This window comes from Pantoea sp. GbtcB22 (genome assembly GCF_019091025.1).
In the GTDB taxonomy this organism is placed as follows: Bacteria; Pseudomonadota; Gammaproteobacteria; order Enterobacterales; family Enterobacteriaceae; genus Pantoea; species Pantoea leporis.
The window spans coordinates 79,640-95,745 of sequence record NZ_JAGXKB010000006.1; the positions used below are offsets into that span (position 1 = coordinate 79,640).

Consider the following 16,106-nt stretch of genomic DNA (forward strand, 5'->3'; position numbering starts at 1 on the left):
GCGGTAGTTCCCTTGACGAATGGCAAAAGCGATTAATAGTTATACAAGGGGCGCCGATATAGATCTTATAAAACCTAAACGCCCATCTCTTCCCGGCTCGTCAGGAGTCCTTCATGTTGCAGAAAAGTCAGCGGACAGGCCAGCATATAATCGCGCTGGCTTTTGGCAGTGTATGGCCTTTTTTTCTGGCCGGGAATACCTATGCCTTTGATCAATCGAGCCAGAATAGCGCACCCGATTACAACGCCATACTTGCTGAAAAAATTTCCAGTAATCACCTGATGTTGACAGAAAACCCCGATGCCAACCTGTTTGACGCCGCGCTTAACTCGCCGAAAGACTACGCGCTGGTGATGCACAGTGAAACCGCCAGCGTCGGCGCTACGCCTTTTGTTAATCGCTACTCTGCCGGTTGGTCGATGCCGATGAGTAAAGCGGTGAGCACCGGGCCGGTGGCGCAGTTTGCGGTAGATGATTCGACCTTGAGCTGTCCGAAGTGCGCAGGAGTGGATAGCAACAACGCCGAGCACATTGCCTCCGTTGGCTGGCGCGTGGATTCCAGCCTTAGTGGGATATCGCCGTGGGCGCAGGTGAGTTACAGCCATCTGGTAAATGAAGAGTTGCCATCGCCCACCCGCGAACGAGCCGAGGATATCAACGGACGGGAAAACAATTGGGTGGATGTCAGCGTCGGCGCAAATATGCCGCTGGGGCAAAATATGGCGGCCTTTGCTTCTTTTGCGCAAACCGGCGCAGTGACCAGCGGCGAGCAGTTTATTTATAGCCTGGGCGTCAGCGCCAGCTTCTAATCGGCATAAAAAGAGAAGTGACAAAACTTGAGGTCCATATACTAAGCGCGCTAATCATTACTTTGGTCACAATATGCGCAACAATATTATTCTTATTAGCCGTGAAGTTACGGCCTTTCTCATCAGTGGATTGGTGCTCGTTTTCTGTATGGCGATGGTCTACATCGACGTCAACTGGATGAACGATGCCCTGCACGAAACCTCCTTCACCGAAATCACCCAGGAGCTGATGCTCTTGCTCATCGCCACCTTCTATTTCCTCTCGGCCTGGCAGCGGCCATCACAACGCAGCGTGCTGATCCTGGTCGGCGGTTTTTACAGCTGCATGCTGATTCGTGAGATGGACTTCCTGTTCGATTTCATCAGGCACGGCGCCTGGCTGTGGTTTGCGCTGGCGACGACGGCGGCCTGTCTGGCGATGGCCTTCCGCCAGCCGCGCCAGATCCTGCCCGGGCTGGCGTCGCTGGTTCAGCATCGCAGCTGGCAGATGATGGCCGCAGGTTTACTGGCTATTTTGGTGTTTTCGCGCCTGTTTGGCATGCATCAGCTGTGGGAACATCTGATGCTCGATGGCTATAACCGCGTGGTAAAAAACATGGCGGAAGAGGGCAGCGAGATGTTTGGCTACAGCCTGTGCCTGATCGCATCGGCTCGCTATCTTTGGCAAACCCGGCCGCAGCCTGTCGCGGTTCGGGTGCCGCACGCGTCACGCCATGTGGATCGCGCCGAACCGCTGACGATGCCACGCTAATCGCTGCGACCTTTTTGACGATCACTTGTCCTAAAACAGGTACACTTACCGCATAACGCCGGGCTGAATTTGCCGCCCGGCGCACCATGCTGGTTAACGTCAGGTTTCTTCATGTCAGTCAAAATCTTATCTTCAACGTTGGTGGGGCTGGATGGCTTCTGCCATGACCCGCTCGCCGTGCTGCAGCAGGCCGATAACGGCACGCTGGCGGTGCTGCATAACAATACGCCGGCGTTTTATGCGCTCACGCCGCAGCGTCTGGCGCAGCTGCTGGCGCTGGAAGCCGCCGCGCAGCAGCCCAATGATGTCACGCTGGATGAGAGTCTGTTTCAGACCGAAAGCGCGCCCATCGCCACGCCGGTGGGCAAGTTCGCAATGTATGAAGGCTGGCAGCCCGATGGCGATTTTCAGCGTCAGGCCGCCATCTGGGGCGTGGCGTTGAGTGAACCGGTTACCGCCGCCGAGCTGGCCACGTTTGTGGCGTACTGGCAGGCGGAAGGCCGTTTGTTCCATCATGTGCAGTGGCAGCAGAAGCTAGCGCGCAGCGTGCAGATGAATCGCGCCGCCAATGGCGGACAGCCAAAGCGCGATCTCACGCAAATCAGCAATACTGATTACGATATTCCCGATGGATTCCGAGGTGAGTAATGAAAACGCCGAACGATCTTTTTAGTCGCCTGAAAAAGATGATGCCGTCCGAAGTGCAGCCGAAATTCAAAAGCGGCGCGGAGCTGCTGGCCTGGAACCAGGAACAGGGCCGCTTGCGCTCGGAAGCGATTGTGCGAGAAAACCGCGCGATGAAAATGCAGCGCATCATGGGGCGCTCGGGCATCCGCGAGCTGCACATGAACTGCTCGTTCGACAACTATCGCGTGGAAAATGATGGGCAGCGCAAAGCGCTGGCCATGGCGCGCGAATACGCCGCCGGATTTGAAAACAGCATCTCCAGTTTTGTTTTTTCCGGTCGTCCCGGCACCGGTAAAAACCACCTTGCCGCAGCGATTGGTAACGATCTGATTATTCGCGGTAAAAGCGTGCTGATTGTGACCGTGGCCGACTTGATGTCGAGCATGAAAGGCACTTTCAGCGGCGGCAGCGATTTAACTGAAGAGCGCCTGCTGCACGATCTCAGCCATGTGGATCTGCTGGTGATCGATGAGATCGGCATGCAGAGTGAATCGCGCTATGAAAAAGTGATCATCAATCAGATTGTTGATCGCCGCTCATCGTCGAAACGCCCAACGGGCATGTTATCGAACCTCGATCCCGCCGGCATGAATTCGCTGCTGGGTGAACGCGTGATGGACCGTATGCGCCTCGGCAACAGCTTGTGGGTGCGCTTTGACTGGGAAAGTTATCGCAGCCGTGTGCGCGGTGATGAGTATTGAGGAGTGCTATGAAAGCAGCCGGTAAAGGTCCAGCACTACTTCGCCTGAACAACCTGAAGCGGGTGATGATGCAACTGCGCACCACCCGCATCACCTCCCGCCAGGATCTGGCATTAGCGCTCGAGCTGAGCAAAAACACCGTTTCACTGATTGTCGATGATTTGCTGGAAGCCGGGCTGATCAATGAGCTCGGCCCGGTTAGCGTGGCGTCAGCAGGACGACCGAAAATCGAAATCTCGCTGCGCGCCGAAAAGCTGAAAAGCGCGGGCATCATGGTGGAGCGCCAGGCAATTCACTGGCGCGTGTGCGACTATTTCTCGCAGGTGATTGCCGAGCAAACCTGGCGTACCGAAACCAGCGATCCCGAGCAGTTGCTGCATGAGCTGGTGGAAGTGTGCCAGACCTTGCACGCGGCGCATCCCGAGCTGCTCGGCGTGGCGATTGGTTTCCCTGGCATCATCGATCCGCATCGCGGCTGGGTGCATTTTTCCGCGCATTTGGGCTGGCAGGATGTGGATGTGATGACCATTCTCAGCCACGAGATGCCGCTGCCGCTGCGCATCATGAATAACGTCAAAGCGGCGGCCCTGCTTTCGGTGCAGCAACTCGAACTGAATAAGTCGCAAAGCCATTTCTATCTGCGAATTTCTGAAGGATTAGGTGGCGCGCTGGTGGAACACGGCGAAGTGTTTACCGGCAGCAGCTGGACGGCGGGCGAGATCGGCCATCTTACCGTGCAACCCAACGGCGAACGCTGTAGCTGCGGCCGCTTAGGTTGTCTGGAAACGCTGGTGAGCAAGCCGGCCATTCAGCAGCAGCTGGCAAAACGTAAACCGGGCCTGCGCTGGCAGAATGGCGAGAGCGAACCGGAAATCCTGAAAGAGGTGATGACGCAGGCGGGCACCCACTTGGGCAACGCGTTGAGTCAGGTGATGCAGCTGGTGAATCCGGCCAGCATCATTATTGATGGGCCGTGGAATGCGCAGCCAGCGTTTGTGCAGGCGGTGCAGCAGGCGGCGCAGGCCGGTGCGCTGGCCTTTACCTTCGCCCATACCGCGCTGCATTTCTTGCCGCTGCGTATCGATCCGGCCAACGGCTTAGCGCTGGCGGTGATTGAGCAGTACGAACGCCTGAGTTAACAAGGGCGCCATAGAGGGCGCCCTGCAGATCCCTATCCTTACCGATTAATGCCGTGGAATATCAAATGATTCGCTCGCCTTCACGGTGGACGTCGTCTCCGGCAACTCTGCTTCGACGTTAAATTTACGCAGCACCAGCGCATGAATCTTCTCAAGCGACACGCCGGCCGTTTCTGGCAGATAGCGGAAGGTGAAGAAGTACATACCCAGCGAGAAGATCGCGAACAGCAACAGTGGGAAGCCACCGTGGAACATATCCAGCAGCATCGGGCTGCTGTTCATGATCGGGAAGGTGCTGCTGATAACAAAGTTGGCCATCGACATCGCGCAGATGGAAATCCCCACGCAAATCGAACGAATCTCGGTTGGGAACACTTCGCCCAGCACCGTCCAGACGATCTGCCCCCACGTCATACCGAAGAAAATCATGTAAGCGAACAGGCCAATAACCGCCAGCATACCCGGCAAGTGGTAATAGAAGGCGATGAAGGAGTAGGTCAGGCACACGCAAGAGGTGATTGCGCCCAGCAGCAGCAGCTTACGACGACCGACTTTATCGATCAGCATCATCCCCGCCAGCACGCCAATAAACTGACAAATCGACAGCCAGAAGGTTTGCAGCAGCGCTGAGTCAGTGCTGCCCGCGACGTTTTTCAGCAAGGTTGGCCCAAAGTACTGAATGACGTTGATACCGCTGATCTGGTTACCCACCGCCAAACCGATGCCGACAATCAGCAATGGAATGGTGGTTTTATCCAGACGCAGACGCGATTTGTGCTGCTGCGCGGTTTTATCAGAAAACGAATGTTTGATTTCGTTGAACACGCTTTCGGCATGTTCGCGGTTAGAGATTTTGGTCAGCGTATCCAGCGCTTCATCGTACTTGCCTTTCAGCACGTTCCAGCGCGGTGATTCCGGGATAAAGGCGATGAACAAAATAAACAGCGCGCACGGCACCAGCGCGGTGGCGAGGATGTAGCGCCAGCCCATGTTGATCATCACATCCGGCAAGGTGGATTTGGTGATGAAGTAGTTGGTCAGCAACACCACCGATTGTCCGCCGACGCAGCACACCGCATAGAGCGCGGTGGTACGGCCACGAAACTTCGAAGGCGACAGCTCGGCCAGATAGATAGGCGAAATTACCGACGCCAGGCCAATCGCTAATCCGCCAATCATGCGGAAGATGACGAACACGGTGAAGTTATGCGCCAGCGCCGTGCCGATTACCGAAACGGTAAACAGCAGGGCGGTGATGGCGAGGGATTTTTTACGTCCCAGCTTGTCACTGAGGCGCGGTGCCATAAAGCAGCCGATCAAACTGCCGAGCAGGATATTGGAAACGGCCCAGCCGGTTTCAGCGGGCGTTAACTGGAAATATTCACTTAAGGGTTCGATTGCACCGGAGATAATGGAAGAGTCATATCCCATCAGCAGACCGCCGAATGCCGCGACAGTACAGCAGAGAATGACATACTTCATGTTGTAGCGTTTTTGCCTGGTATCCATTGTTATAGCCCCTTGTCTCTACGGCCTGAACGTTACTTGTCCAGAAAGAGGGTGGTGTAGGTTTCGATGTTCAACTTTTATTCACGCGAGGTCTTCGTGTTGGAATATATGTTCTAAATGATGGTATTTGGATCATTTTTTCCGAAAAGTGTGAAGGGGGTGGCGAAAATTGCCGAATAAGTCGTCAGGAGTATGCTTATAGCCCAATGAAATGATAGGTTTTTCATCAACTCACTCAGTAAGGGCATTGCACAATTTGCTTTTTATTGGAATTTTCATTCTGTTGAATACGTGGGTTTGCCGGGTTTATTTCACCCGACGGAGCGCACGGGTGCGTTTCATTTTTTAACAGGCAACGGGCATAATACGTTGATTATCAGCCCCTCTTTGCGGACGCCGTAATGAAAACGCAGCGCATCACTCTGGACGATATTGCTACCCTGGCGGGCGTCACCAAAATGACGGTAAGTCGCTATCTGCGCACGCCGGAAAAGGTCAAAACGGAAACGGCGGAGAAAATCGCCAGCGTGATTGCCGAAATTGGCTACGTCGCGGATAGCGAAAATGTCTCAGCGACCAAACAGAACCCACCGCGCATCGGCGTGTTAATTCCTTCTTTTAATAATCAAATCTTTGCCGACTTGCTGGCGGGTATTGAATCGGTGACCAGCGCGCACGGTTATCAAACGCTGGTGGTCAATTACGACTACAACGCCCAGCGTGAAGAGGAGCAGATCGCCACGGTGCTGGCCTTTAACATCAAAGGGCTGATCCTGACCGAATCCGTGCACACCGTGCGCGCAGAAAAATACCTAAACGCCGCCAACATTCCGGTGGCGGAAGTGATGGGGCTGACCGAGGCGCGGGGACGCATCAATGTGGGCTTCGACAACTATCGCGCCGGCTACGACATGACGGCGATGCTGCTGGCCAGCGGCAAACAGCGCGTTATCTATTTTGGTTCGATGTCCGATCGCCGTGATGAGCAACGCTACGCCGGTTATCGCGATGCGGTTGAAGCGGCCGGGTTGCCTGCGGGCCGGATTGTGCCGAACAAGGTCTCTTCGGTATCGATTGGCACCGGCATGATGACGCTGGCGCGCCAGCTCTATCCGGAGATGGATGCGATTCTTTGTACCAATGACGATCTGGCGGTTGGCGTGCTGCAGGAGTGTCAGGCGGCGCGCATTGCCGTGCCACAAGCGATGGCGATTGCCGGTTTTCACGGGCTGGAAATTGGTCAGGCAACCACGCCACGCTTAGCTAGCGTGATCACGCCGCGCTTTGAGATGGGAAAAGTGGCGACGGAGATCATCCTGAAAAAGATCAACCAGCAGCCCACCATCGAGCAGGTCGACCTGCATTATCGCCTTTCAATGGGCGCGACCATTTAAATCACGGCGCATAGCGCAGATGAAGCAGCGGAAAAGGATTTCCCTGACCATCCAGCGGCGAGCGGCCGGTGATAACAAATCCCTGATGCTGATAGAAACCTAGCGCCTGCGGATTCTGCTCGTTCACATCCAGTTCGGTGACATTCATTTGTTCGATGGCGAAGCGCAGTAGCTGTTTGCCTATGCCGAGACCAAACACTTGCGGCGCGACAAACAGCATCTCCAGCCGATTATCCGCCACGCCGAGAAAACCGACGATGTTCTGTTGTTCATCGCGATAAACACGCAGCTCAACCATCGGCAAATATTGCTCGCGCACTAACGGGCGCAGAGCGCGGATATCCGCATCTTGCAGGAAATGATGCGTCGCCCGCACCGAGGCTTCCCATACCGTGGTTATCGCCTCGAAATCGCTCCTCTGCGCGGGGTGAATTCCTTTCATGGTGTTCTCCTTGATATTTTCGTGTCATATCCGTAAACGCTGATGATTAAGCTTTTGACTCGATGATAGCGCGATAAATTGTTGCCACTTTACTCCTTTGTTAGAGTGTGGTGAATTTTAGAGGAATGATTTATGCCGCGCGATAATCGCTTGTCCCGCTCGTTGCACGCACTGATACATCTGGATCGGCACGTTAAACGCGCCACTTCAGAAACGATGGCTAAAATGTTGGGCACTAATGCGGTGGTGGTGCGCAGGATGATGTCCGGCCTGCGTGATAAAGGGTATGTGGTGTCAGAAAAAGGGCACGGTGGTGGATGGGAGCTGCGTGTGGCGTTAACGGAAATATCCCTGCTGGATGTTTATCAGGCAATCGGCGCACCAGCGCTGTTTAGCATTGGCCCGGCTGCGGAGCCCTCGCCTTGTCTGGTTGAGCATGCCGTTGATGCGCAACTCGATCAAACCCTTAGCGAAGCGGAAGCGCTGTTGTTGAAGCGCTTTAGCCAAATTACTGTTGCCGATATTAGCGACGATTATCTGAGTAAAATGGCTAAACTTGGCCTCCCGTCCGATACCTTCCCTAAATGCAGTGAATAACCGATTTTTCCCGGCTATTCATCACATCGGTTAATCCTGTTTTTGTAAGGTGATTTGTGCTTCATGCTTCATGACGTGCGTAGTAATGGCCGCCTGGAAAACCTTAAACATCAAACCATTAATAAAGGTTGTTAGCGTGAGGGTGATAAATGCTGTCATCAGCCAGTCAGCAATTGCCATTCCGCTATGTAATAAATCAGGGTGATAAACCACCATGCCGAAAAATACCACCCAGTGGCTCATGCAATAGAAGCAATGAAACAAGTGACCCAATAATGCGTTCTTTTTAGCGGTCCATGCGCGTAATCCCGCGAATAGCTCAGTTTGGGTAATTGTCATGGAAATACTGGCCGATGCCAGTGCGATCGCCAGGCATATTGACAGGTTCGATATTATTAAGCTGCTCATACATTCTCCTTTTCATCTCAAAGTATCATTTCATGTAACTAACAATATTACATGATGCATTTGGCTACAAGATGCCGAAGAGTCCTAGCTGTAGGAACAGCCATAAATTGGCGAGTTATCGTTATTTATTGGCTTTTGACCATCACATAGCCAGCTAACGTCTTCTTATAATGCTTATCAGTTAATCGCTGACACCGAAATTTCAGAGCGCACTGATCGTAGCGGCGCAATTTATTGCGCGATAAATCGCGCCGCTACGGGATGTGCGACGATTTATCGGTATCACGGTATTCATTTCGACATCAGGAGGAAAGATGGATATGCACGCCGCCTTTATGCAGCAACTGATGCTCTGGATTGAGGACAACATTGAGCAGAAACTCATTCTGGAAACCGTAGCGCGCCGCGCGGGGTATTCGCAGTGGCATCTGCAGCGACTGTTTCGCAGTTACACCGGCGTCGCGCTGGGTACCTATATTCGCGAGCGCAAGTTAACGGTTTCGGTGATTGCGCTGTTGAACAGCAATATGCCGCTGATGGATATCGCCATCAAATATGGCTTCGACTCGCAGCAAACTTACTGCCGCACCTTCCGCCGCATGTTCGACCTGCCGCCAGGCGCGTTCCGTCGCAAATATCAGCACAGTTTGCCGGACATTGATGGGCCTGCTAGTTTGCTGTTTTTGCATCCGCAGAGTCGGCTGGCGGCGTAAAGTATTTGCCGGGCGTTGAGCCAAACGCGCTGCGAAAAGCGCTGATGTAGCTGCTAACGCTGTCGAATCCGACCTGCCACGCCACTTGCTGCACACTTTTGCCCGCGGCCAATCCTTCCAGTGATTTGAGTAAACGTGAAACCTGGCGATAGCGCGTCAAACTCATGCCGACCGCGCTGGCCCAATGACGGCTGAGGCTGCGCGGGCTGAGTCCTGCCCAGCGCGCCAGTTCGGGCCCGGTACGCGTATCGGCGGGGTCGTCCATTAACAGGCGCGCAATCTGCAGCAAGCGCGGTTCTACTGGCAGCGGTAACGTCAGCGGATGTTCGGTCGATTCATATAACTCATCCAGGAACACCTCGCACAGGCGATGGTAGCGCGCGCTGCCCCAGTGATCGGGCGACAAGGTTGCCAGTCTTTCCGCCAGCGGCTCCAGCACCGACGGGCAGGAAAGCAGGACGGGATGATCCGGCAAGGGTGCGGCCAGCGCGTCGTCCACCAATACTGTCCAGCCAAGCACCGGGCCCGGCCCGATGATCGCATGTTCAAAGTAGGGCGGAATCCAGCCCACCAGTCGCGGCGGATTGGCGAAAATACCCGACGGCGTTTTCACCGTCATCAATCCCTGCTTCAAACAGAAGAGCTGCCCGGCAGCGTGGCGATGGGTGAAGGTTTCACGGTCCAGCTGCTTCGCTAACGCAGCGGCAATCACTTTCGGCGCATCCGGCTGCAGCAGGCGCTGACGCAGCTCAGCCTGACGCGGATTGCCGGAAAAAGTCAGAGTATCGGTTGGATGGATTAACATGCCTGGCTCCACAATGCGATGAAGGAGCAAAGTGGCGGAGATAGGTGGGGAAGTAAAGCGTGGGTGTGTATAAGTTGAGGAGTGAAAGGGCGGGATGCGGCCCAGCGGCGATCATTTCGATTTCTTAGGGCTTGTCTGCCACTGCAGTAGACCGGCGATGTTGTTTTCACCTTCTGCCTCTTTTAAACGACGCTGTTGCTCGGCGAATTGACCGTATTCAGCCTGCGCTTTTTCATCGGCAATTTTCTTACTGATTGAACCTGCACCTTGCAGCACATCGCGATCGTTAAACTGCAAAAATTGATCGAGTTTGCTCTGCCAATCGCGAAGAAAAACCTGCTGGCGGCGGCGCGCTTGATCTTCTGCGAAATCCAGCCACATCGTGACCACGCGATTAAGCTCGCTCACTTCGTCCTGAACCAGATAATTTTTAGCCACGGTGACATCGCTTCTGCGCACCTCTTCACCTTTGAAACTGGTCAAACCCATATGAGGTTGGCTGGCGTTGGCGCGCAAATGAATCAGCTCGGCAGCGGTATAACCGGTACAGGCAAAGTGCAATTTGTTCTGAATGGTTTGAAAAAACTGCGTGGTCTCTTTGAGGGAAGGTTGATAGTCAGCCGCTAAGGCAAAAATCTCGCGAACGCGTAAATACATCCGACGCTCACTGGCGCGAATGTCGCGAATACGCTCCAGCATTTCATCGAAATAGTCAGGTACTGCGGATGAACCAACCGGCGGATTTTTCAGCCGCTCATCGTCCATCACAAATCCCTTAATCAAATATTCTTGCAGGGTTTGCGTTGCCCATTGGCGGAACTGAGTACCGCGAGCAGAGCGGACGCGATAACCGATAGCGAGAATCATTGGCAGATTGTAATGAAGGGTATTGCGGCTGACTTGACGAGTTCCTTCCTGTTGAACTTGTAAGTAAGACTTACAGGTTGCGTTTTGTTCAAGTTCGCCTTCGTCATAGATCGCTTTAATGTGCTGTGTAATGGCTTGCGGCGTGATTTGGTAAAGGGTGGCGATTGATGCTTGCGAAAGCCAAAGCGATTCCTGCTCGAAGCGACATTCAACCCGCACTTTCCCATCGCCGCTCGCAAACATGACAAATTCGCCTGCTGGTGATGGTGTGGATTGCTCCTCTGACATGTCGCCTCCGCTCTTTTAGGATCTGGTGCACAGTATGCCAGAGAGACGCAATGAAGCTCATTAGTCGATTGGCGATTATTTTATCAACTGCAGCGCAGCAGATTTGGTAAACGGTTGGGGTGCTCCGCAATTACAACCCCTTTATCAGCGTCTACAGTTAACCTATCCACCTTCCTTCACTAAGCCTCTGACACCATGAGCCTTTCCTTGATGCATTACCTTCGCGCGCGCCTGCGTTTGCTGATTTCGATAGTCGCTGGCGTGGCCTGTTATTTCTTCCTGCCTGCGCATCTGGGCATGTTGCAGCGGCTGCTGATTGGCTGGAACGTGCTGGCATGGCTCTATCTCGCTTTTCTGTGGCTGCGCATGTTAGGCACTGAGGCCAAAGATATTCCGCATATTGCAAAAATCGAGGATGAAAGCGCGACGCTGGTGTTGAGTATGGTAACGCTCACCTGCCTGGTCAGCATTCTGGCGATCCTGATGGAGCTCACCACGCTGAAGAGCCTGACGGGAACGCCGCGCGTTCTGCATCTGCTGCTGACAGCGGCAACCTTGGTGGTTTCCTGGGCGCTGCTTCCGACGTCATTCGCCATGCATTACGCGCACCATCACTATCTGCGGCGCAGCAAGGATGTCACGCCGATGATCTTTCCTGAAAAGCCCGAGCAGCCGGGATACTGGGATTTTCTCTACTTCTCTTTCACCATCGCGGTAGCATCGCAAACCGCCGATGTGGCAACGGGCACCACGGATATGCGGCAAATCGCTCTGTTACAGTCGGTGATTTCGTTTGTATTCAATCTGGCGATTTTGGGATTGTCGGTGAATGTGGGGGCGGGGTTGTTGAGTTAGCTGAATGAAACAAAAAAGTGGCGGAAGATCACAGGAGTCGAACCTGCCCAGGACCGCTGGCGGCCCCAACCGGATTTGAAATCCGGCCGCCTCACCGGAGACGACGATCTTCCTTTGAAGATGCCGCAGGAGTATAGCGACAATCACGGCGGAATTCTTGATCTCAGCCGTGCGTCACAGCACGTTTTCACCGTGAAGCTGCCGATACTCCTTCGGCGTATTGGCGTAACTCTTTTTAAACACCGAATAGAAATATTGCAGCGACGGGTAACCACACATTTGTGAGATCTCATTGATGCTCAGCGAAGAACACGCCAGCAGCTCGCGCGCTTTCTCCAGTTTTTCGCGGTGAATCATGGCGTGAATGGTGTCGCCGGTTTCATCGCGGAAACGTTTTTCCAGATTCGATCGCGAGATGCCGATGGCATCCAGCACCTGTTCAACTTTAATGCCTTTGCAGGCGTTAAAGCGGATGTAATGCATCGCCTGAATCACCGCAGGATCGTGCAAGGAGCGGAAATCGGTGGAGCGTCGCGCAATCACTTTTACCGGTGGTACCAGAATTCGCTGCAGTTGCAGAGGCTGATTATCCAGCAGGCGATGCAGCAGTTTTGCCGCCTGATAACCCATCTGGCGTGAACCCTGCGCCACGGACGAGAGCGCCACGCGCGACAGATAACGCGTCAGTTCCTCGTTATCAATCCCGATCACCGTGAGCTTCTCCGGCACCGGAATTTTGAGGTATTCACAGGCCTGCAGCAGATGGCGCGCACGCGCATCGGTGACGGCGATAATGCCGGTTTGCTGCGGCAGGGTTTGCAGCCAGTCAGCCAGACGGTTTTGAGCGTGCTGCCAATTTTCCGGCGCGGTTTCCATGCCCTGATAAACCACGCCTTGATAACGCTCGCGCGCCACCAGCTGGCGAAACGCATGTTCACGCTCCTGCGCCCAGCGTTTGCCGCTGGCTGCGGGCAAGCCATAGAATGCAAAGCGGTTCACGCCTTTCTCTTTCAAATGCAAAAAGGCGCTCTCGACCAGCGCGGCGTTGTCGGTGGCGATGTAATGCACCGGCGGATAGTCCTGCGGCTGATGGTACGATCCGCCAACGCCAACAATCGGCACCGACACGTTCGCCAGCAGTTTTTCAATCGAGGGATCGTCGTAATCGGCGATAACCCCGTCGCCCAGCCATTCACGGATATTGTCGATGCGGCAACGAAAATCCTCTTCAATGAAAATGTCCCAATCCGTTTGTGATGCCTGTAAATACTCACCGACGCCCTCAACCACCTGGCGGTCATAGACCTTATTGGCGTTGAACAGCAACGTAATGCGAAAGCGTTTCTCATGCATCGTGGCGCACTCTCCTAAATCGACAGCACCTTGCATAGCATGGCACGACGGACAGCAGAAAGAATTTGCGCCACATTGTGATCCCCCACGCGATTACACCCGGCGGCGCGTCGCGGTATCCATCCACACTGCCAGCAGCAGGATGGCGCCCTTGACGATGTACTGCCAAAAGGTCGGGACATCCATCATGCTCATGCCGTTATCCAGCGACGCCATGATAAATGCGCCGATGACCGCGCCCGCCACCGAACCAACACCGCCCGCCAGGCTGGTGCCGCCAATCACACAGGCGGCGATGGCATCCAGCTCGGCAATGTTGCCTGCCGAAGGCGAACCCGCGCCAAGGCGTGAGCTCAGGATCAGGCCAGCAATCGCCACCATCACGCCATTGATGGCGAAAACCGCCAGCTTGGTGCGGGCCACATTAATGCCGGAAAGGCGCGCGGCATCCAGGTTGCCACCGATGGCATAAATCCGGCGACCAAAGGCCGTGCGCGTCGCCATAAACATGCCGCCGAGCAGCAGCAGCGCCAGCAGCAAGACCGGCGTTGGCACGCCGCGATAATCGTTGAGCAGCCAGATCGCGCCCAGTACCAGAATGGCGGTGACGACCTGTCGCACCAGCGCACCGCTGACGGAAGTTTGCGCCAGACCAAGCTGTTGGCGACGCAGACGCAAGCGCCATTGCCAGAGGATAAACAGCGCCAGGCCAGCAAAGCCGAAGCCAAATCCGATCCCGCCAGGCAGATAGCTTTGGCCAATCTGCGACATCGCCGGGCTGGTAGGCGCTACCGTGGTGCCATCGGTGATGCCGACCAGAATGCCGCGAAACGCCAGCATCCCCGCCAGCGTGACAATAAACGACGGAACTTTGCGATAAGCCACCCACCAGCCGTTCCAGGTGCCGAGCAGCAAACCCATCACCAAAGTCACGACGATGGTGAGCGGCAGCGGCCAACCGAGCCAGACGTCAAAGATAGCTGCAGCACCGCCGAGCAACCCCATCATCGAACCCACCGAGAGATCGATCTCCGCAGAGATAATGACGAACACCATGCCGACCGCAAGAATGCCGGTGATGGCGGTCTGGCGCAGCAGGTTGGAAACATTACGTGCGCTGAGCCAGGCACCGTCGGTGGTCCAGGTGAAGAACAGGGCGATTAGCACAATCGCACCCAGCATCACCAGCACCTGCAGATTTGGCAGCGAGAATTTACCTGGCGCACCTTTACCCGGCGTAGTGAGGCCGCGTTGCGTACTTTCGGTCTTAAACATAGTGTTCACTCCGCAGGGCGGCTTCCATCACCTGCTCCTGAGTCAGGTTATCGTTAATCAGATCGGCTTTGATTTTGCCTTCATGCATCACCAAAACCCGATCGCTCAGGCCCAGCACTTCGGGCAGCTCAGACGAAATGACAATCACGGCAATCCCTTGCTGCACTAGCGAATTGATCAGCAGATAGATTTCCTGGCGCGCGCCCACATCAATGCCGCGTGTAGGCTCATCAAGAATTAAGATTTTTGGATTGAGCAGCAGGCATTTAGCGAGGATCGCTTTCTGTTGATTGCCGCCGCTCAGGCGACCAATCGGCAGTTCCGCCGACGAGGTTTTCACCCGCAATCGCGTAATGGCCTGATTAATTGCCTGTTGTTCCTGCGCGTCATCCAGCAGCGAAAGCCGGGGGCTAAATTGGTCCAGCGCGGCCAGCGTAATGTTTTTGCCCACGCCCATTAGCGGCACGATGCCATCCTTTTTGCGATCTTCCGGCACCATCGCGATGCCGTGCGCGATGGCGGCGCGGCAGTCCTTGATACGGACTTTCTTGCCGTTGATATGAATATCGCCCTGCCAGCGTCCCGGCCAAACGCCAAACAGACACTGCACGGTTTCGGTTCGCCCGGCACCAACCAGCCCGGCAATGCCAAGAATTTCGCCGCGCTTCAGGCTAAAAGAGACGTTATCCACCCGGCGGATATGGCGGTTGATGGGATGCCACGCCGTGAGGTTCTCTACCTGCAACAGGTTTTCGCCAATCTCGTGTGGGCTATGCGGATAGAGCGCCGTCAGCTCGCGCCCGACCATCATGGTGATGATGTCATCCTCACTCAGCCCGGCGGCCGCGCGGGTCGCGATATGCTGACCGTCGCGGATCACGCAGACGGTGTCCGAAATCGCTTTTACCTCGTTGAGTTTGTGCGAAATGTAGATGCAGGCGATGCCATGTTCGCGCAGGTTTTTGATGATGCTAAGCAGCACCTCCGTTTCCTGTTCGGTGAGCGAAGAGGTCGGTTCGTCGAGGATCAGCAGGCGCACCTGTTTATTCAAGGCGCGTGCAATCTCCACCAGCTGTTGCTGGCCTAATCCCAGTTCGCCGACGCGCGTATCCGGCGATACCTGCAGCTTGACCCGCTCCAGCAGCTGCTGGCAACGCAACGTCATGGTTTCGTCATCCACCATGCCGAAACGTCCCAGCTCTGCGCCGAGGAAAATGTTCTCCATCACCGTCAGCTGCCGCACCAGCGCCAGCTCTTGATGGATGATCACGATCCCTTTGCGTTCGGTATCACGAATGGTCTGCGCCTGAATCTCGTCGCCCGCAAAATGGATACTGCCTTCAAAGTCACCGTGCGGATACAGCCCGCACAGGATCTTCATCAGGGTCGATTTCCCCGAGCCGTTTTCGCCGCACAGCGACATCACTTCACCGGCTTCCAGCTGCAGGCTCACGTCATCCAGGGCTTTCACCGCGCCGAAACGCTTGGTGATATGGTTCATTTCCAGCAACAT

At 55.0% G+C, this 16,106-nt stretch carries 17 protein-coding genes and 1 tRNA gene; 9 read left to right on the top strand and 9 right to left on the bottom strand.

Annotated features, from left to right (window positions below; translation table 11 throughout):
- Positions 1–113 precede the first annotated feature (113 nt).
- From KVT28_RS18085 to KVT28_RS18105, 5 genes are all read left to right on the top strand, one after another.
- Complete coding sequence (locus KVT28_RS18085; protein WP_217549540.1) at positions 114–809, top strand: autotransporter; 696 nt, start codon at positions 114–116, stop codon at positions 807–809.
- A 73-nt stretch (positions 810–882) separates the two neighbouring features.
- On the top strand, positions 883–1,560 hold the full coding sequence (locus KVT28_RS18090) for a hypothetical protein (protein WP_192236815.1): 678 nt from the start codon (positions 883–885) through the stop codon (positions 1,558–1,560).
- A gap of 111 nt (positions 1,561–1,671) precedes the next feature.
- Positions 1,672–2,208: a primosomal protein DnaT gene (gene dnaT / locus KVT28_RS18095; RefSeq protein ID WP_217549542.1), complete on the top strand. Its 537-nt coding sequence runs from the start codon at positions 1,672–1,674 to the stop codon at positions 2,206–2,208.
- Positions 2,208–2,948 carry a DNA replication protein DnaC gene (gene dnaC / locus KVT28_RS18100; protein ID WP_110868257.1) on the top strand — a complete coding sequence of 247 codons (741 nt, stop codon included), beginning with the start codon at positions 2,208–2,210 and terminating at the stop codon, positions 2,946–2,948. The genes dnaT and dnaC overlap by 1 nt, the downstream gene beginning before the upstream one ends.
- A gap of 8 nt (positions 2,949–2,956) precedes the next feature.
- Complete coding sequence (locus KVT28_RS18105) at positions 2,957–4,087, top strand: ROK family protein (RefSeq protein WP_137384842.1); 1,131 nt, start codon at positions 2,957–2,959, stop codon at positions 4,085–4,087.
- 45 nt (positions 4,088–4,132) lie between these two features.
- Here the strand turns inward: KVT28_RS18105 and KVT28_RS18110 are convergent, their stop codons facing one another.
- Positions 4,133–5,596 (bottom strand): sugar porter family MFS transporter, encoded by a 1,464-nt coding sequence (locus KVT28_RS18110; protein ID WP_101763868.1) that lies wholly within the window; start codon positions 5,594–5,596, stop codon positions 4,133–4,135.
- A 401-nt stretch (positions 5,597–5,997) separates the two neighbouring features.
- On the opposite strand from KVT28_RS18110, the gene KVT28_RS18115 reads away from it, so the two are divergent.
- Positions 5,998–6,990, top strand: coding sequence for a LacI family DNA-binding transcriptional regulator (locus tag KVT28_RS18115; protein ID WP_110868259.1), 993 nt, complete (start codon positions 5,998–6,000; stop codon positions 6,988–6,990).
- Position 6,991: 1 nt separating this feature from the next.
- Here the strand turns inward: KVT28_RS18115 and KVT28_RS18120 are convergent, their stop codons facing one another.
- The gene (locus tag KVT28_RS18120; RefSeq protein WP_217549544.1) at positions 6,992–7,432 is read right to left on the bottom strand and encodes an acetyltransferase; all 441 of its coding nucleotides are present in this window, start codon (positions 7,430–7,432) and stop codon (positions 6,992–6,994) included.
- A 132-nt stretch (positions 7,433–7,564) separates the two neighbouring features.
- Between KVT28_RS18120 and KVT28_RS18125 the strand changes: the two genes are divergently transcribed.
- Positions 7,565–8,029, top strand: coding sequence for an Rrf2 family transcriptional regulator (locus KVT28_RS18125; RefSeq protein ID WP_110868261.1), 465 nt, complete (start codon positions 7,565–7,567; stop codon positions 8,027–8,029).
- A gap of 30 nt (positions 8,030–8,059) precedes the next feature.
- On the opposite strand, the gene KVT28_RS18130 is transcribed toward KVT28_RS18125, so the two are convergent.
- On the bottom strand, positions 8,060–8,437 hold the full coding sequence (locus KVT28_RS18130; RefSeq protein WP_192414310.1) for a DUF1360 domain-containing protein: 378 nt from the start codon (positions 8,435–8,437) through the stop codon (positions 8,060–8,062).
- Between the two features lie 314 nt (positions 8,438–8,751).
- Here KVT28_RS18130 and KVT28_RS18135 point away from each other — a divergent pair, with 314 nt between their 5' ends.
- Complete coding sequence (locus tag KVT28_RS18135; protein ID WP_217549547.1) at positions 8,752–9,150, top strand: helix-turn-helix domain-containing protein; 399 nt, start codon at positions 8,752–8,754, stop codon at positions 9,148–9,150.
- On the opposite strand, the gene KVT28_RS18140 is transcribed toward KVT28_RS18135, so the two are convergent.
- Both KVT28_RS18140 and KVT28_RS18145 read right to left on the bottom strand, forming a co-directional pair.
- Positions 9,107–9,955 carry an AraC family transcriptional regulator gene (locus KVT28_RS18140; protein WP_217549549.1) on the bottom strand — a complete coding sequence of 283 codons (849 nt, stop codon included), beginning with the start codon at positions 9,953–9,955 and terminating at the stop codon, positions 9,107–9,109. The genes KVT28_RS18135 and KVT28_RS18140 overlap by 44 nt on opposite strands.
- Before the next feature lie 111 nt (positions 9,956–10,066).
- Positions 10,067–11,110, bottom strand: coding sequence for a virulence RhuM family protein (locus KVT28_RS18145; protein WP_217549551.1), 1,044 nt, complete (start codon positions 11,108–11,110; stop codon positions 10,067–10,069).
- Between the two features lie 195 nt (positions 11,111–11,305).
- Between KVT28_RS18145 and KVT28_RS18150 the strand changes: the two genes are divergently transcribed.
- Positions 11,306–11,965, top strand: coding sequence for a DUF1345 domain-containing protein (locus KVT28_RS18150; protein ID WP_101763861.1), 660 nt, complete (start codon positions 11,306–11,308; stop codon positions 11,963–11,965).
- A gap of 18 nt (positions 11,966–11,983) precedes the next feature.
- Here KVT28_RS18150 and KVT28_RS18155 read toward each other — a convergent pair.
- The 4 genes from KVT28_RS18155 to KVT28_RS18170 all read right to left on the bottom strand — a co-directional run bounded on the left by KVT28_RS18155 (position 11,984) and on the right by KVT28_RS18170 (position 16,106).
- A tRNA-Sec gene (locus KVT28_RS18155) sits at positions 11,984–12,078 on the bottom strand.
- 61 nt (positions 12,079–12,139) lie between these two features.
- Complete coding sequence (xylR, locus tag KVT28_RS18160; protein WP_061719296.1) at positions 12,140–13,318, bottom strand: D-xylose utilization transcriptional activator XylR; 1,179 nt, start codon at positions 13,316–13,318, stop codon at positions 12,140–12,142.
- A 93-nt stretch (positions 13,319–13,411) separates the two neighbouring features.
- Positions 13,412–14,593, bottom strand: coding sequence for a xylose ABC transporter permease XylH (gene xylH, locus KVT28_RS18165; protein WP_192236832.1), 1,182 nt, complete (start codon positions 14,591–14,593; stop codon positions 13,412–13,414).
- Complete coding sequence (locus KVT28_RS18170) at positions 14,586–16,106, bottom strand: xylose ABC transporter ATP-binding protein (RefSeq protein ID WP_101763859.1); 1,521 nt, start codon at positions 16,104–16,106, stop codon at positions 14,586–14,588. The genes xylH and KVT28_RS18170 overlap by 8 nt, the downstream gene beginning before the upstream one ends.

What these genes read in the sequence shown, in the direction of transcription:
- KVT28_RS18085 (WP_217549540.1), top strand. Translation starts at nt 114, where the DNA reads ATGTTGCAGAAAAGTCAGCGGACAGGCCAGCATATAATCGCGCTGGCT.
- KVT28_RS18090 (WP_192236815.1), top strand. Translation starts at nt 883, where the DNA reads ATGCGCAACAATATTATTCTTATTAGCCGTGAAGTTACGGCCTTTCTC.
- dnaT (WP_217549542.1), top strand. Translation starts at nt 1,672, where the DNA reads ATGTCAGTCAAAATCTTATCTTCAACGTTGGTGGGGCTGGATGGCTTC.
- dnaC (WP_110868257.1), top strand. Translation starts at nt 2,208, where the DNA reads ATGAAAACGCCGAACGATCTTTTTAGTCGCCTGAAAAAGATGATGCCG.
- KVT28_RS18105 (WP_137384842.1), top strand. Translation starts at nt 2,957, where the DNA reads ATGAAAGCAGCCGGTAAAGGTCCAGCACTACTTCGCCTGAACAACCTG.
- KVT28_RS18110 (WP_101763868.1), bottom strand. Translation starts at nt 5,596, where the DNA reads ATGGATACCAGGCAAAAACGCTACAACATGAAGTATGTCATTCTCTGC.
- KVT28_RS18115 (WP_110868259.1), top strand. Translation starts at nt 5,998, where the DNA reads ATGAAAACGCAGCGCATCACTCTGGACGATATTGCTACCCTGGCGGGC.
- KVT28_RS18120 (WP_217549544.1), bottom strand. Translation starts at nt 7,432, where the DNA reads ATGAAAGGAATTCACCCCGCGCAGAGGAGCGATTTCGAGGCGATAACC.
- KVT28_RS18125 (WP_110868261.1), top strand. Translation starts at nt 7,565, where the DNA reads ATGCCGCGCGATAATCGCTTGTCCCGCTCGTTGCACGCACTGATACAT.
- KVT28_RS18130 (WP_192414310.1), bottom strand. Translation starts at nt 8,437, where the DNA reads ATGAGCAGCTTAATAATATCGAACCTGTCAATATGCCTGGCGATCGCA.
- KVT28_RS18135 (WP_217549547.1), top strand. Translation starts at nt 8,752, where the DNA reads ATGGATATGCACGCCGCCTTTATGCAGCAACTGATGCTCTGGATTGAG.
- KVT28_RS18140 (WP_217549549.1), bottom strand. Translation starts at nt 9,955, where the DNA reads ATGTTAATCCATCCAACCGATACTCTGACTTTTTCCGGCAATCCGCGT.
- KVT28_RS18145 (WP_217549551.1), bottom strand. Translation starts at nt 11,110, where the DNA reads ATGTCAGAGGAGCAATCCACACCATCACCAGCAGGCGAATTTGTCATG.
- KVT28_RS18150 (WP_101763861.1), top strand. Translation starts at nt 11,306, where the DNA reads ATGAGCCTTTCCTTGATGCATTACCTTCGCGCGCGCCTGCGTTTGCTG.
- xylR (WP_061719296.1), bottom strand. Translation starts at nt 13,318, where the DNA reads ATGCATGAGAAACGCTTTCGCATTACGTTGCTGTTCAACGCCAATAAG.
- xylH (WP_192236832.1), bottom strand. Translation starts at nt 14,593, where the DNA reads ATGTTTAAGACCGAAAGTACGCAACGCGGCCTCACTACGCCGGGTAAA.
- KVT28_RS18170 (WP_101763859.1), bottom strand. Translation starts at nt 16,106, where the DNA reads ATGTTGCTGGAAATGAACCATATCACCAAGCGTTTCGGCGCGGTGAAA.